This window comes from Vibrio algarum, assembly GCF_028204155.1.
Classification (GTDB): Bacteria; Pseudomonadota; Gammaproteobacteria; order Enterobacterales; family Vibrionaceae; genus Vibrio; species Vibrio algarum.
In genome coordinates, this window is the sequence record NZ_JAQLOI010000001.1 from 2,263,256 (window position 1) to 2,279,749 (window position 16,494).

Annotated in this window: 12 protein-coding genes and 1 pseudogene; 7 read left to right on the forward strand and 6 right to left on the reverse strand. The window is 40.6% G+C overall.

Annotated elements, in window-relative coordinates:
• The first annotated feature begins 286 nt into the window (after positions 1-286).
• A complete protein-coding gene (gene guaD, locus PGX00_RS10615) occupies positions 287-1,300 on the forward strand; it encodes a guanine deaminase (protein WP_272138034.1) in 1,014 nt (337 codons plus the stop codon).
• On the forward strand, positions 1,246-2,454 hold the full coding sequence (locus PGX00_RS10620) for a urate hydroxylase PuuD (protein ID WP_272136012.1): 1,209 nt from the start codon (positions 1,246-1,248) through the stop codon (positions 2,452-2,454). Before guaD ends, PGX00_RS10620 begins: the two co-directional genes overlap by 55 nt.
• Before the next feature lie 6 nt (positions 2,455-2,460).
• On the opposite strand, the gene PGX00_RS10625 is transcribed toward PGX00_RS10620, so the two are convergent.
• Positions 2,461-3,357: a LysR family transcriptional regulator gene (locus PGX00_RS10625; protein WP_272136014.1), complete on the reverse strand. Its 897-nt coding sequence runs from the start codon at positions 3,355-3,357 to the stop codon at positions 2,461-2,463.
• Between the two features lie 205 nt (positions 3,358-3,562).
• Here PGX00_RS10625 and PGX00_RS10630 point away from each other — a divergent pair.
• Both PGX00_RS10630 and PGX00_RS10635 read left to right on the forward strand, forming a co-directional pair.
• Positions 3,563-4,441 (forward strand): annotated as a pseudogene (locus PGX00_RS10630) (MBL fold metallo-hydrolase); the annotation flags it as partial.
• Positions 4,442-4,577: 136 nt separating this feature from the next.
• Positions 4,578-4,937, forward strand: a complete 360-nt coding sequence (locus PGX00_RS10635; protein ID WP_272136018.1) for a glutaredoxin family protein — start codon at positions 4,578-4,580, stop codon at positions 4,935-4,937.
• 93 nt (positions 4,938-5,030) lie between these two features.
• Here PGX00_RS10635 and PGX00_RS10640 read toward each other — a convergent pair whose 3' ends face one another.
• From PGX00_RS10640 to PGX00_RS10655, 4 genes are all read right to left on the reverse strand, one after another.
• The gene (locus PGX00_RS10640; protein ID WP_272136020.1) at positions 5,031-6,032 is read right to left on the reverse strand and encodes a DUF2339 domain-containing protein; all 1,002 of its coding nucleotides are present in this window, start codon (positions 6,030-6,032) and stop codon (positions 5,031-5,033) included.
• Positions 5,978-8,110 (reverse strand): DUF2339 domain-containing protein, encoded by a 2,133-nt coding sequence (locus PGX00_RS10645; RefSeq protein ID WP_272136023.1) that lies wholly within the window; start codon positions 8,108-8,110, stop codon positions 5,978-5,980. The genes PGX00_RS10640 and PGX00_RS10645 overlap by 55 nt, the downstream gene beginning before the upstream one ends.
• 124 nt (positions 8,111-8,234) lie before the next feature.
• Positions 8,235-8,963: an esterase family protein gene (locus tag PGX00_RS10650; RefSeq protein WP_272136026.1), complete on the reverse strand. Its 729-nt coding sequence runs from the start codon at positions 8,961-8,963 to the stop codon at positions 8,235-8,237.
• 2 nt (positions 8,964-8,965) lie between these two features.
• Complete coding sequence (locus PGX00_RS10655; RefSeq protein WP_272136029.1) at positions 8,966-9,931, reverse strand: acetylxylan esterase; 966 nt, start codon at positions 9,929-9,931, stop codon at positions 8,966-8,968.
• A gap of 200 nt (positions 9,932-10,131) precedes the next feature.
• On the opposite strand from PGX00_RS10655, the gene PGX00_RS10660 reads away from it, so the two are divergent.
• Both PGX00_RS10660 and PGX00_RS10665 read left to right on the forward strand, forming a co-directional pair.
• A complete protein-coding gene (locus PGX00_RS10660) occupies positions 10,132-11,586 on the forward strand; it encodes a sensor domain-containing diguanylate cyclase (protein WP_272136032.1) in 1,455 nt (484 codons plus the stop codon).
• 58 nt (positions 11,587-11,644) lie between these two features.
• Positions 11,645-12,541, forward strand: a complete 897-nt coding sequence (locus PGX00_RS10665; RefSeq protein ID WP_272136034.1) for a DMT family transporter — start codon at positions 11,645-11,647, stop codon at positions 12,539-12,541.
• A gap of 147 nt (positions 12,542-12,688) precedes the next feature.
• Here PGX00_RS10665 and PGX00_RS10670 read toward each other — a convergent pair whose 3' ends face one another.
• The gene (locus PGX00_RS10670) at positions 12,689-14,890 is read right to left on the reverse strand and encodes a bacteriohemerythrin (RefSeq protein WP_272136037.1); all 2,202 of its coding nucleotides are present in this window, start codon (positions 14,888-14,890) and stop codon (positions 12,689-12,691) included.
• A 523-nt stretch (positions 14,891-15,413) separates the two neighbouring features.
• Here PGX00_RS10670 and ebgR point away from each other — a divergent pair.
• Positions 15,414-16,400, forward strand: coding sequence for a transcriptional regulator EbgR (ebgR, locus tag PGX00_RS10675; RefSeq protein WP_272136039.1), 987 nt, complete (start codon positions 15,414-15,416; stop codon positions 16,398-16,400).
• Positions 16,401-16,494: the final 94 nt, after the last annotated feature.

A 16,494-nucleotide genomic window follows, 5' to 3' on the forward strand; every position in this document is an offset into this window, starting at 1 on the left:
AATTATCAGTATTTCAATGATGGCGTATTGGTGACGGAAGAAGGCAAAATCACGCACATTGGTGAAGCTGAAGACTTTTTCAAGCTGGCAGAGAACCAACAACTGCTCAATTACGGCGGCGTAGAACTGCACAAAGGGTTGATCATCCCCGGTATGATTGACGGCCATGTTCATCTACCGCAGATTGAGATGATTGCAAGTTACGGTAAGCAACTTTTAGATTGGTTGAATGAGTACACTTTCCCTACAGAAAAAAATTTGCTGAAGTTGAGTACTGTTATCGACAATCCCAGTTTTTTTAGAGCAACTTCTTTCGAACGGAACGACAACCGCAAGCGTCTTTGCATCGGTTCACTCACACTCGGTAGACGCATTCTTTGTCGCCGCAGAAGAACTCGGTGCAAGAATGATATGCGGGAAAGTCATGATGGATAGAAATTGCCCTGATTACCTGCAAGATACCCCAGAATCCGCTTATCACGATAGCAAATCTCTGATAGAAAGATGGCATGGAAACGGTAGAGCCATGTACGCTATTACACCTCGATTCGCACCGACTAGTTCACCGGAACAACTCAAAAAGGCGGGGCAACTTGCCAACGAGCATCCAGATACCTTTATTCAAACTCATATGAGTGAAAACTTATCTGAAATAGCCTGGATAAAATCACTCTATCCAGACCATCGTGACTATTTAGATGTATACCAAAGCTTTGATTTAGCTCGAGACCGTTCGCTATTTGGTCACTGCGTTCACTTGCAAGACCGAGAATACCAAGCGCTAGCTGAATCAGGTTCTACCATTACCTTTTGTCCGTCTTCTAACCTGTTTTTGGGCAGTGGCTTGTTCGATTACCAAAGAGCTAAGGACCATAATATCCCTATTTCTATCGCCAGCGATATTGGCGCGGGCACCAGCTTAAGCTTATTTACTAACCAATCTGATGCTTACAAAATTTGTCAGTTGCAAGGCATCAGCTTAGACCCATTCGAATCTTTATATCGCTGCACGCAAGGCGCTGCAGATGCAATGGGACTTTCTCACCTGATCGGTAACCTTAATCCGGGGACTGAAGCCGATTTCATTGAACTCGATATCAAAGCATCACCTATTCTTCACCAACGCTTAGTCCGTTGTAACGATTTAGCTGAACAACTGTTCGCTATCTCGATCTTAAGCGATGAAAGAGTCATCGCTGCTACTTATCTGAATGGAAAACTCGTCTACAAAAAAGGAAGTAAAATATGTGGCCACAACTCTACGAATGGATTGCGTTATTTATCAAATGGTTCCATGTAATATGTGGAATCGCGTGGATAGGAGCGAGTTTCTATTTTACGTGGCTGGATAATAGCCTAGAAACGCCACCAAAATGGAAAAAAGACAAGGGTATTAAAGGCGATCTATGGGCTGTCCATGGCGGTGGTTTCTACGAAGTAGCAAAATACCAAGTAGGCCCTGAAAAAATGCCCGACAACTTGCATTGGTTTAAATGGGAAGCCTACACCACTTGGATTACTGGCTCGGTTCTGATGATCTGGATGTATTATCTCAACGCACAAGCCTACCTTATAGACCCAAGAGTAATGACGCTCTCCACGGCCGAAGCGATAAGTTTGGGTGTAGGGGCTATCTTAGCGGGTGTTGTCTGCTATGAAGTGTTGTTACGTTCACCGTTAGCCAAAAACAAGACCCTTTTTGTTGTGTCACTCACCGTGGTTGGAGGGTTATTTTTTTATGCCTTCACTGAAATTTTTAGTGGTCGTGGGGCATTTATTCATATGGGGGCTTTAATAGGCTCAATTATGGTTAATAACGTCTGGCATAAAATTATCCCCGGGCAACGGAAAATGGTGGCTCAGGTTGCTGCTGGACAAGCCGTTGATCCTGCCCCTGGCCTAGAAGGAAAAAGACGCTCCATTCATAATAACTACCTTACTCTTCCCGTTATCTTTTTAATGATAAGCAACCACTATCCAATGATTTATCAGCATTCTTTTAGTTGGCTAGTAGCACTGCTTATCATGATAATTAGTGCATGGATACGACACTATTTCAACCTAAAACACACAGGCCAAAATAAACCAAGCGTTTTGCTTTCTGGCATTGCGGCTATGTGCCTGCTTGCTGTTATTGTGAGTGTCCCATCCACCAAATCAATCGATGTGAGTTCCGTTGAAATGAGTGACAACACTTCGCTTAATTCTTTACAAAGTGGTGCATTAGATATTATCGCGGCGCGGTGTTCTACTTGTCATAGCAGCGAACCAACTGATGATGTGTTTGTTATTGCACCTTCAGGCGTAATATTTGATAACTGGCAAGACATCGAGCGTTGGGCACCCCGAATTCTAGCCCGCTCAGTTGAAACCGCCGATATGCCATTCTTAAATAAAACAGGCATGACAGATGAAGAAAGAAGCCAACTTAAGCAATTGTTAACCGCTCAATAGTTCGTCCTATCGGTCATTACAGTCTTCGATTAAAAAGTCGATTAATTTATTTACCCTATTCGTAAGATGCTTACGAGTAGGGTAAATTATATGGATATCCACCTCTCCTGTAACATACCTCTCCAGTAGCGGTGAAAGCTCACCGCTATCGAGGTAAGGTTGTACAATTATGGAAGGTAGACAGGTAATCCCTTCTCCAGCCAGAGCGGCTTGCATTAACACCATCACATCATTGGACTTAAAATGCCCAAAAATTGGGACTTCTATCGGCTCTTGACCAGATTTTTGTGTGGTCGTTTTAAATAACCAATGCTTGCCTAAACCAACATGAGTCAAACAAGTATGGGCGGTTAATTGATTTGGTGTAACTGGTCGCCCAAACTCGTTTAAATAGTCTTCTGACGCACAGACGACGGAGTGACAACGAGTGAGTTGTCGAGCCACCATGTTTTGATCAAATCTATTCCCTATTTGTATAAAAATATCAAAAGGTTCTTTGGTTAGATCAACATCACGCTCTGTCAAAACTAACTCAACCGACACTTTTGGAAAGTGAGTTAAAAATCGACGAATGGCAGCTGCAACATAAGCCTGACCAAATGAAACACTGCACGCCACACGGATAAGACCTGTCGCTTCTGCATCCTCATTGCTTGTTTTATACATAGCTTCATCATTTAACGAGAGAATTTGTCGGCAATAAGGTAACACCTCTTCACCTGCGTTAGTTATGTGTAAACTTCTCGAATTTCGATTTAACAATTTGATTGAAAATGATTTTTCGAGCGAAGCAATGTATCGCGTTGCCATCGAACGAGACATGTCGAGTTTACTAGCAGCAGCGGTCAAACTGCCTAGGTCAACAACTTCAACAAATACTCGCATCGCTATGAGTCGATCCATACCACCTCATGTGACCGATTTATGCAACCTTTAGTGGCTTAATATACGGTTTATTAGTTCAAATATTGCAACGATAATACATCAAATCTTATCTCTTTTGGAGTTCCAAATGCTCAAAACATTATTGAAGCCACTGCTAATCACTACTGCCCTCTTGAGTTCTGGCGCTTTCGCTCAATCTCAAAACCAACCTTTAACCGCTGAGGCTTTGGTGGGGTGTCCGTCTGAAACCATCAACGCTGCATTCTCTGAATTTGGCCGCACAGGAAAAATGCCACGTGAACTTAATCGCTGGCTAAATGATCCAAGTGCACAATATATTGAACCCTATGAAGCATTTAAAGATGTTTATAACGTGGGTGTTTGCTGGGTATCTACGTGGTTAATAAATACCAATGATGGGGCCGTACTTATCGATACTGGTACTGGTGGATTTGCTGATCAAGTTGTCGAAAACATTGAGGCAGTTGGTGTTGATCCTGCAGATATTAAATTAGTTCTTATGACTCATGGGCATTTTGATCACACGGGTGGAGCCAGTAAAATTAAATCCCTTTCCAATGCACGCTTTGTTATGAGCGAAAAAGGTTGGCAAGAAGCATTAAACGATGCGAAGAAAAAACCAAAAGCCTACTGGAATGGCGTATTTTTACCTGAAGCTGACATCATTGCCCAAGACGGGGATAAATTTACTGTCGGTGATCGAGAGTTTGAACTATTACTTACACCCGGGCACACATGGGGCACGGCATCTTATCTATTTGATGTTAAAGACGGAGAAAGTACCTACAAAGCCATTTCGATTGGCGGGTTAGGATTAAATGCTATTGATGGTCCTGAGCAAGTTGAAACCTATATCCAAAGCGTCGAAAAAATAGAAAAGCTTGTTGAAGATGAGAGTAACCCTATTACCGTCCACTTAACTGCTCACCCATTTAGTAATGGTATGACGGAAGCAAGTCAACGCCTAAAAACCCGACAAGATGGAGAACCGCACCCGTTTGTTGATCAACAAGGATTAATTAAGCAATTAGAGGCATTGAAAGCAGGTGCTCAAGATCGCTTAATTCTCGAATCTAAATAGGCTAGAAACGAATAAACATAAACTATTGATACCCATGTCCCCCTTTTAATGTGCATGGGCATCAATATCCGCTCTATTGTCGAATAGACATCACTGTTACACTATTGTTAATTTATACCCATCATAAAGAGACAATATGAAGTTTATCCGTTGGTTTTTAGGGAAAGTTATTCTGACCTTAAGTTTTATTTTTTCACCTAAAGGCATTAAGCGAAGCGAAGAATTACAAAAAGAACTCGATAAAAAAGCAAGCTCACTGGCTTTGTATCAATTTGAAGCCTGTCCATTTTGTGTGAAAGTGCGTCGTGCAATGCAACGTCAATCTATTACCTTTGATCTTCGTGATGCGAAAAATAACCCAACTCACAGGGAAGCGTTATTGACTCACGGTGGCGCACTTAAAGTGCCATGTCTACGAATAGATAACGGTGACGAAACAACCTGGATGTATGAATCATCCGATATCGTGGCCTATTTAGAAAAAGAGTTCGCTTAAAAGTTTATCGATAACAAGAACCACTGTAACTTACACTATAATGCCTACATCCTAATCCCGTGTAGGCGTTATAATGATGAGTGTTAGAGTCAATTATTCAAGAGACTTGCGACTTTTCGGCATGGGTGAAAAATAACCCACGAGTACCATTACGACACCAACGAAAATAATCGCAAATACCATCACAATGGTATCTCTATTACTCAAATCCAAAACAAGCAACTTAAGAACAGTGACCGCAAATAATATTGCTCCAACCCACCAGATTCTCACACTGCCAAATCGAGAACCAATGCCCGTCGCCATCATCGCTATAACACTCCAAAGTATGGCTAACCCAGCCTGAAAAACACCTGAATGCCACAATGAGAATAGATCATAACTCGCAAGTGTATAGTGACTAACTCCGCGACCTAACGCACTGTGAGCAAAAATAACCCCCGAAAAAGCCACCCAAATTGACACCAATTTTGTTTTGCCTAATTGAATTTTAAAATAATTAGTGAGAACAACTTGAGCGTTTTTATGGCGCAGACAATGAACAACAAATAACATTGACGCCATGGAGGTAAGCTCTAACGGATTCAAAATTGGTAGCCATATGACATCGGCGATGGATACTTCAAATATTGGCAATGTACACAGTATAAAACTCGCAATAATCGCTAAAAATGGAAGCACAATAACTTGTTGGTATAATGGTTGGTAAACTTTTAGCGGCCATCGGGTGAGCAATTTAGGCTGATAACAAGCCACAATGAACCCAACCAACAACCAAGGTAGTAATAGTAACGTCTCTTCAACATTCAAAGACAACACTTGATTGAAATAAGCAATGCAGCATAAAGCGAGTCCCCAAAAATGAGTTGCGTGATAACAAAAGACAACCTGTTTTTTTATTGCCTTGCGCTTTACCAACTCTAGTAACACTCTGTTTAAATCGAGTTTCATGAATGCATAAAGCACACTAAATATTCCCACAATTAAACCACCCCGCTCAACCCAATCGATTTGAGTTTGTGACCCAATTGCAAATGCGATTAACAACACAACCCAAAGAGGGAAAGCCAAAATAGCTGAGTGATTACCACCCACTTCGTTGCTCGATATAAAGCGAAGCAAGCCAGAAGAGTGACAAAGAAATAAGTCACGAGAATGAATTCAATGCTGTCATGCCAATTTGCACGCGTAGAAGCAATAATGACAAACACACCGAGCAATACATTCAACCACGCCATCGAACATAGTGAGACTACTTTCTGTTTAATAGGGAAACTCGTTTTATACAACAGTGCCACTGAAACAATAGTGGCAAATCCACTGATAATAAGATCTCTGCATGACGTAATCACAAAATAAATCGTCACTATGAGAGGCAAAAGCAATGTTCCCCAACTGAATTGGGAACGAGAAAACTGATGACCAACAAATAGAAGTACAGTCACAAAAATAAATTGAATAAAGAGCAGTGAATGAACATCCACCAGCATGACCCATAACCAAGGGATAACCGTCAAGAGAACAATGGCCGCCATCGCACATTGGCTTATCGTCTCTCTGGCTAGAGAAAACCGGCTCGTTTTATAGCTGAACGACCAATCAGAGACATAGTAGGCCAACACCAAACATATCAGCATTAATTGAATGATCCACGACCATATCACGGTAGGATAAAACAAAATGTCTTCATGTAGTTGATATAGTTGATAGAAACTCGCCATTAGAAAAGCGAGCCCCACTAATGCAAATTTACTTCGAACCTGTTTATTACTTAACCAGAGAATCATCGCCGCTTTCAACGCGTAAATAGCCGCGGTAAACGTCGCACTAAAGAACACCGGAATAGCCACAGCCAAAAATAGCAGGGCAAAAGCTTTGTATACATAAACGAGTTGGCTGTTTTTCTGTAACTTAGACGTCGTGAACGCAGCGACGGTATAACAGACAAACAAAAACAACGATGAATAGGCCGTATATTCAGCGACCGTTGCTGTTGCTGTGTAAAAAAGAGCATAAGTAGTAAGGGGTAGCGTGAAGACCAATACGCTCGATATAACTTGTTTTCTGTTAGAAAAGTCTTCGCATGCATGTGAATGAGCCAATAAAAAGTACAAGAAGAAATAGCTTGCTAAGAACGGCAGCGTTTCCCACATCAGAGAGGAGTGATAAGAAAACACCAGCCAAAATTCAACTAAAACAAAAGTGCAAATAACCCCTGATTTTTCTAAGAAATACCATTTTTTCTTATAAGCTAAGAAAACAAGGCCGAGATTCAGCAACAAGTAATAACCGAGCAAAATGAGATGATTACCTGTTGCCTCTGTCGATAACAACACTGGGACAGCAAAACCGGCTAATGCCGCCACTACCGCCATTATTTGAGCATTTTGTAGCAGAGCAAGTAGCGTCGTGATAACAACGAGCACAGACAATAACAAGAAGGTTAATTCAATGGGTATTAGAGCAAAATAACGGCCTGCAGCGATAACCACAAGATACAACACCGCCATTCCACTTCCTTGCAATGCCACACCAAAATAATTCGGTTTTTTCCGCAGTCGCCAACCTAACCCGACACAACAAAAACCAGCAACGGCTATCGCAGACAATTTAAACCATAACGGTACGCTAAACGCCTGATAAGTGAGCTTAATTAAAAATGACAAGCCGACAAAAACAATCCCTAACCCCACTAACGCTATTGGACTGATTTTGCCCACGAGCCGAGCCATCGGTTCAGGCAGCCTCTTTTTAATGCTACTTAAAAAACCAAAAAGTTTTTCGGAATAACTGATTGATTCTCCGGCTAACACAACCTTTTCAGCTCCCATCACGTTGTAGTCTGGTTGTATAACTGTAGGTTTTGAGACGGTTTCGATCGAATTTGAACCTACTTTATTAGGCATCAAATTCGCTTCTACCGATGTTATTGGTTCTTCTTTATGTGTTGAATCGATTTCATCAACACCTGATGATTCACTCTCAGAACGAGGCCGAGTTTGTTGCATTTCAAATTCTAAGCGCAATAACTCGTGGTCGGTTTTAAGGCGTTCTAGTTGTTCTCGCAGTTTGTCGATAACTATATTTAATGATTTTGCTTTATTGAATGCGACAATAGATAAGATAATTGGTGACACTAAAACACAAATGGCTAAAAGGATTAATATGTCCATAGATTATAGGCATTAAACATTAGAGGTTGTTGCTGCAGGCTATCATAGGGCATTATTAAAAAATAATTATATAGGTATTATTTTCACACCAATCATAAAAATTTGATATTGGTTCGAAATAAAATCACAAATACAGTGGTGCCATTTTTCGCCAATAATAACCTCGGTGTGCTCGACCTTCCCATTCATACATTCGGTGAGGGACACCTTTCTGATTGAGGATTTGGCTCATCAAATGGTTGTTTTGTAAAAAAGGATCTTGGTTTCCAATAGTAAACACGATGTCACTGCTGTCTATTTGATGTAGCCTTTCTGGACATTCTAGATTTTGTAGGAAATGAGACGGTGTATTGTAATAGATGTCTTCGTTATAAAAGCCATCAAACTGATTGCCAAAACAGTCCACTTGCCACGTAAGATCATATCGACCAGAAAATGCAGCCAACTTACTGAATAAATGTGGATGACGAAAGAATATATTTGCCGCATGAAACGCGCCAAGCGAACAACCATGAGCGATAGTACAGGAATGATCATTTTTATGAGCCATCAATGGCAACACTTCCTGCAAAATGTATTCTTCATATTGCTGATGACGGTTAATTCGACCATGGGGATGAGCCCAAAAGCAGTAAATACTTTCGGCATCGACACTGTCTACGCAATATAGCTGTAATTGACCCGAATTTATTTTTTCTGCTAACGAGTTTACCAACCCTATTTGCTCGTATTCAAAAAACCTTCCGCCTCGAGTAGGAAAAACCAACACCTTAGCGCCAGCATGTCCGAAAACAAGCAGTTCCATGGTGCGATTTAAATTAGGACTCCACCAACAGTGGTATTCACGATGCATCTTTAGACCCTAACGTTAAAAAATTGTTCGAGATTACGCCGCAACTCTCGTTTTTGTTTACCTTGACCTATGTAGACAAAATGTCCTGCATCTAACGAATAGAGTTGTTTATGACCACGACAAGCATTGTAAACACTGTATTGGCCTGGTGGCGCAACAAACGGGTCAAATCTAGCCAACGCCCAATGAGTCGGTTGGAGTAAATAGCGGGCAGCAACCGAAGCATCAAAAAACGGTAAGGTTTCGGCAACAATGTCGGCATGTTTTACGGCAAAATCACGTACCGATTGTGTGCTACCAATACAAGGTAAAGCCATACGAACTTTTAGGTTTCCGAAGGTAGGCACATGAAAATGTGCTCTCTTAATTCTTGAATCAAATGCGCTTGCAAATACCCCAAGACCACCACCAAAACTACTACCACAAAAACCTATATTGCCAGAAGTCTGAGGAAATAGGCTCAATAGAGCGGAGACTCCACACCAAATGTCTTGAACACAACCTCCAAGAATATACTTATCTTTATCTTGTATATCATGAAGAACGTGCCATTTCGACTCACTAGATATTGGCGCACGAGCACTTCGGCCAATGCCTCGCATACAGGGTATTAGCAGCGCTGTATTTTTTAAAATCCAACTACTATCAGGCGATTCAATACCACCATAACCATGTGCCCAAACTAAAGCCTTTTCCACCTGACCGGTTGAAGGTAGCAACAGCCAACCGCCAATTCTAATCCCCTCTGCTGAGTCGTAATAACAATCAAATATGCGCCAACTATTTTCTATCCGGCCCGTGTCTTGAATGCTTAAGAAAGGTTTAATCGTTAACGCTTGTTGATATTTTCTTTGCCAAAATTCTGTAAAACCTTGTGGTTCTTGACCAGGCTCGACCGTCAATAATTGCTTGTTGTCATACCCGTAACTTGGGTCAAAATCGAATTCGTGCTGAAAAATAGTGAGCATAACGACCTTAGTGCTAACGTTTAATACCAGTTTATAAACCTTATGTTACAACAATATAAAGTTTATGATCACTATTGAGTAAAATTGATTACTAAACTATCTTTCTTTATTAACCTATAGGTTGCAGGTTTAAACATTAACTGCGAATCTTAATGTATTATGATATTGGCAAGTACTCCTATTAATTATTTAGAGCATTTATGGTCATTCAAACAGGTAGCTTTGAAAATTTAGATCACACCGAAAGCAGTCATATTGAAAATGAACTGTTAACGGCGATTGCTCGAAGTGCAGAAGACCTCACTACTGGCCGGGGTTGGCCCAAAGGGGTAGATGCTCTACTAGCGGATCTTGGTAAAATAACAAACGTTAGCCGCGTATGGATATTTCAAACGTTAGAGTTAGAAGAAAATCATATTCTTCAAGACTACGCTTTTGAATGGGCATCTAAACCAAAATACAAACAGATCGGACTTCCCAGTTTCAACCGCTTCTCATCTAACACCAAAGAACCGGAATACATTTCGTTAATAGAAAGCCGCTCCCGAGGGGAATATCAACATGTCATCGTCGATCAACTTGCTGACACATGGCTGAAAACGTATCTCTCCAATCAAAAGATACTCTCCATGCTAACCATTCCTATCGTGGTAGAAAACAAATGGTGGGGAACACTCGGTTTCGATGATTGTGAACGCCGCATAGAGTGGTCAGCAAGTGAAATAGCACTTCTCAGAACGGCAAGTTTTCTTATTTCGAGCGCGGTTTTAAGAGATACATTGAGCGCAAAGCGACGACAGCTAGATATCCTAAAAAGAATCACCGCATGCAGTGCATGGGAACTCGATATTCGTAGAGGACACCTATGGTGCACACCAGAAATACTCAGCAACGTCTCTAAAAAATCAAATAACCTTCAGTTTTCTTTCCGGCAGTGCTTAAGAAAAGTTCACCCTGAACACCGAAAAAGATTTTTTCAATTAGTTCGCCAGTTTAGACAAAATAATGACCAATCGTTTCGCTGTGACCTAAGAATCAAAAGAGACAGCGGTGACTATCGTTGGATAGAGTTAACCTCCAAAATTGACCAAAATGGTGATGTGCTGGCCGGAATACTATTGGATATCACCATGCGCAAAGAGGCTGAAGACCGCTTGCGTCATGAAGCAACAACAGACCCACTAACGGGGGTACTCAATCGCAGAAAAATTGAGTCATTAGTGCAAGAACACATTGAAATATACAACAAGAAAAAAGAGACTTTTTCTTTGGTTATTCTCGATTTAGACCACTTCAAAACCATCAATGACACCCATGGTCATTCAATCGGTGACAAAGTACTCTGTCATTTTACGCAGTTATGTCAGCATTCATTACGTAAAATCGACTATCTGTCGCGTATCGGGGGTGAGGAGTTTGCAATATTGCTACCAAATACTAGCGAAGAAGATGCCCTCATTATTGGTGAAAGAATATGCCAAAACATTCAAGACAATCCCTATATTCAGCTTAACAAACAAATTCCCTACTCTGTGTCTATTGGTTGTTCCACGCTCAAAGACGAATATCTCGAAGTACACAAAATATTTGAACGGGCCGATTCGGCACTGTACCTTGCTAAACAGTCGGGACGCAATCAAGTAAGAGTGAGTTAACCCGTTAATTACATAATGTGCTAGAGTGCACATTTCGCTATCAATTTAACACTATTTTATGTCCACTCGCCTAGGAACACTCTTTCCTGCTGGGGTCCGCTTTATGGTCCTTTCAGCGCTTGGTTTTGCTCTCATGTCTGCTTGTGTAAAGTATGTCAGTCATTATGGTATCCCACTGTTTGAAATCGTTGCCGCAAGGGCGATTGTCTCTTGGATCATCAGCTACTTGGATGTAAAACGAAAAAGAATTTCCTTATGGGGGAATAATAAGCCTTTACTGGTATCCCGAGGTGTTATGGGCACGTCGGCTTTAATTTGTGTTTACTATTCCGTCACTACCTTACCTTTAGCTGAAGCCACTATATTACAGTACGTTAACCCTGTATTTACCGCACTGCTCGCGGTTCTATTTCTCAAAGAGCGGATTCAAATTTCAACGATTATCTGTATTTTGATGTGCTTAATTGGTCTGTTCTTTATGGTTAAGCCGAGCATGGGTAACGCCTTAACGGAAAATTTACCTCTATTCAGCGTCGGTATCGCGTTGTTGGGTGCTCTGTTCAGCTCTATTGCTTACGTTATTGTTAGAAAACTGAGCCAAACCGAGGACAGCTCGGTTATCATTTTCTACTTTCCTCTTGTAGCTTTGCCTATCTCATTGATCCTCATTGGGGATGATTTTGTCTGGCCGAGCCTGCACATAATATTCATGTTGGTCTTGCTTGGTATATTTACTCAAGTAGGTCAATTTGGCCTAACCAAAGCGATGCAAACTCAAGCCGCAGGAAAAGCATCCGCTTACTCCTATGTTCAAATCCTGTTTTCTGCACTTTTGGGGGTTCTGTTCTTTGGGGAAATACCCTCTTTGTGGACCTATTTAGGCGGCGCATTTATTGTAACTGGTGCACTTATTAATGTATTTGGTCAGCACTTAAGAAACCCGTTTAAAAGATAAATACTGTCATCTAACCATCACCTTGTATCTAAAGATGTTTTGGAACTCATCATTAGGGGGTGTTTTGAAATAAACACCTTTCAAACTCATTGATTGGCAGAGGTTTACTATATAAATAACCTTGATAAACATTGCACCCCTCATTTTCTAGAAAAGTTCGCTGCTCTTTTTTTCTACGCCTTCAGCGATGGTATACAACCCTAATGCTTCAGACATCGAAATGATAGCCTTTACAATCGATTGGTCGCTGATATCAGACTCTACGTTTTTCACAAACGATTGATCAATTTTAAGCTGACTAACCGGTAATCTTTTAAGGTATTTTAATGAGGAGTACCCTGTACCAAAATCATCAAGAGAAAAATGAATACCCATGTTTCGAAGCGCATTCATCTGAAATATGATCTCTTCCATATCACCAACCAACATACTTTCTGTCAGCTCCAACCTCAACTTCCCTCTTTTCAAATCGTATTTTTGCAGCAACTGACCAACCATAGCCACAAAATTCACTTTTCGGAGTTGTTTATAACTTACATTTACTGAGATTGTAAGATGCTGTGTTTTATCACTTTTTTTCCATTTATTTAACTGTTGACAGGCGGTTTCTAACACCCACTCACCTATAGGGAGAATCAATCCTGTTTTCTCCGTGAGGGGAATAAACGTATCTGGCGGAATGAGGCCTTTGCTTGAGTGTCGCCAGCGAATAAGTGCTTCTGCGCCAACGATCTGGTTTAAGTGGTTAATTTGTGGTTGATAAAACAGTTCAAATTGTTTTTCTTTGATCGCTGTCCGCAATTCGTTTTCAAGTACAAACTGAGCTGCGATCTCTGCTTGCATTTCAGGTGCAAAAAAACAGACCGCGTTTTTACCCGATTGTTTTGCTTTATACATCGCGATATCTGCTTGCTTCAATAGTTCGGATTCTGAACGCAAATGGTCATTAAACAATACGATACCGATACTCACACTACTATTATACCTAAGCTCTTTTAGTTGATAAGGAAGCGAGTGTATCTCTAATAATTTGTTGGCCACATGTTTCGCTTGAGCTGCTGCATCGATAGGTAGTGAGGCTAACTCAGGAAGCAATACAACAAATTCATCTCCTCCAAACCGTGCAAGCGTATCGCTATCACGAAGACATTGACGTATACGCGCGGCGGTTTCTTTAAGAAGCGCATCGCCATACTCATGCCCATGGGTATCATTAACCGTTTTAAAGTTATCAATATCTAGGAAAAGAAGAGCATTATTATGTTTACGGCGACTGCATGCAGAAACGGCTTGATGCAAGCGGTCAAACAATAGTCGTCTATTCGGTAGTTCCGTTAAAGTATCGAAATAAGCGAGTTGCGTTATTTGCTTTTCATTCTTTTTACGCTCTGTAATATCTTGTATAAATCCGGAAATACTCTCTGGTGTTCCGTCGACGTTATAAGCGACTCGTCCTCGGCATTCAATCCAGCGCTCTTGTCCATCAGTTGGCCGAATAATAGGGTATTCAATATGGTGATCTTTACCCGTTTGGAAACTCTCATCCATTGAGCAAAGAAATGGCTGTTGATATTCAGCCCGCATTATCCCGCAAAGTGATTTCGGTCCTGGTGTATCCTCCGGTGACATACCAAACAACCGAAACATTTCAGGGGACCAATCAGCAACCGTTCCCTCATACGGAAATGACCAATAACCAATTTGTGCATATTCCATTGCTCGCTGAAATCGGTGTTCACTCTCTGACAGCTTATCTAAGGTAATCTTGCTTGCTTTAATTTCACGCATCAAACTAAGAGTGTTAGAGGTCAAGTTTCGATAGGCCGAAAGAATAATTTTAATTATTGTTTTTGTTGCCCCTTGCATCTGTTTATCTGCCCACTGACTGGCCTCTTCGGGCAATTTACCAGATGTAGTTGCTTGAACAAGCAACGCCATGTATCTATCACTTTCCAGTATGTGTGATGCTAGCCAACTGGCTAAAAAAGAGAGCATATCTTCAAGCCATTGATCTTCAGCCGTTATGTTAGCCGATAATTTAAACTCCTCAATGCGAGTAATAAATAGATTGTGGCTGTCTCTATGTTTCTCTGTTTCGGGAAAACTAGGTAACTTTGCTAGCCAATGAGTTTCTTCACATTTAAAGTGATAAACTGCATAGTTGACTAATTCATTAATTAGGGAATCCAAAGAAATATCAGAGTGTTTCAAAATGACTTGTCCAGCCACTTTGTTCAATAGATCAATTAAATGTTTATGTTGTTGGTCTATTTCTACTACGCCAGTGTTAAAGCTCTCGTTCCAAGGAAAAATATCTATATAATGATCAAGTTCATATAACACTGCCATACTAATATTCTCCTTGAATTACTCTCTTTTAAGCTAAACATCTTGTCGTCAGAAAGGCATATCCACTCTTGTAACTTCTGCTAACCTTCCAATCAAGTTATACCTTGCAAATTATGTTCATTTTTATCAATTTAATTTACGCTTTTCTTAATTGAAAAACAATTGTAACGCAATATTAATAAGCTGATTTATTAACAACTTAGTTATGCGGCCTTCATAAAGGTTTAAATATTCAGAATTGAATTCGATTCGATTTCAGTAATAACTAAATAGAAATATATTCTTAGTAGACATTGTCTCAAAGTTCTATGATTGCACAAATGTACTTAATTTAAGTCAAACTCTTTTGCTAGGGGCGATGGTATTGGTTCTGTTCCCATCTTAAGAGTTATCAAGTTTTATATGACATATAAATACTTTTTCCTTTTTTACTAAAAACTGGCACTTAGATATAAGTATTGTTTACAATGAAAACATAAAAAATTGCTCACAAGAAGTGAGCCTTATTCAGAGATGGTATTGAATGGCCACACTTAAAGACATTGCAACAAAAGCTGGGGTTTCATTAGCGACCGTTTCTCGGGTACTAAACGACGACCCTACATTAAGCGTTAAAGATGAAACCAAACATCGTATTCTTGAAATTGCAGAAGAGCTGGAATACCGAACCAGCAGTGCGAAAAGAGCGAACCAAGCAAGAAAAAACCCGCACCATTTTTTAGCCGTTTATAACTATAAGCAGCAAGCAGAAGTGAATGACCCATACTACTTATCCATTCGGCATGGAATTGAAACCCAATGCGAAAAATTAGGGGTTAAACTGACCAATTGCTACGAAGGTGACCTTCCCCGCTCTGCAAAGAAAGTAACGGGTATATTACTTGTCGGTCGAAACACGTCTTTCGTTCTTGAACAGGTTAAGCAATATACCGATAACATCTGCTATGTTGATTTTAACGATATTAACTCACCTTATGACTCAATCGATGTCGACCTTGTACGCATTAGTAAAGAGATCGTTGATTTCTTTATTAATCAGGGATATAACCGCATTGGATATATCGGAGGGCAAGATCAAGCTAACCATACTGACATTCGCGAAACCGCCTTTACAGAGTATGGCGTTCTCAGAGGGGTCGTTACTGAGACCGACATTTATAAAGGTGACTTTTCCAGTTCTTCAGGCTACAAATTAGCCAAAGAAATGCTTGCCAAAAATGTGCCTTTTCCTAACGCACTGTTTGTGGCCTCAGACTCTATCGCTATTGGCGTTTTACGAGCGATTCAAGAGCATAAATTGAGTATTCCAGAAGACATTGCATTGATCAGTGTGAATGACATTCCTACTGCCCGGTTTACTTTTCCATCCCTTTCAACCGTTCGAATTCACTCTGAAATGATGGGTATTCAGGGTGTAAACCTATTGATAGAAAAAGACAGAGATGGTAGAGCATTACCCATACAAGTCTATGTTCCGAGCAAACTAAAGCTTCGAGATACAACTAAATAAAACATCCTCATTTTCGCCTTTAAAAAGCGCCGAGTCTCGGCGCTTTTTTTCATTTTTTCTCACTAACCAAATTTTATCGGTTCCTCTCCCCAAT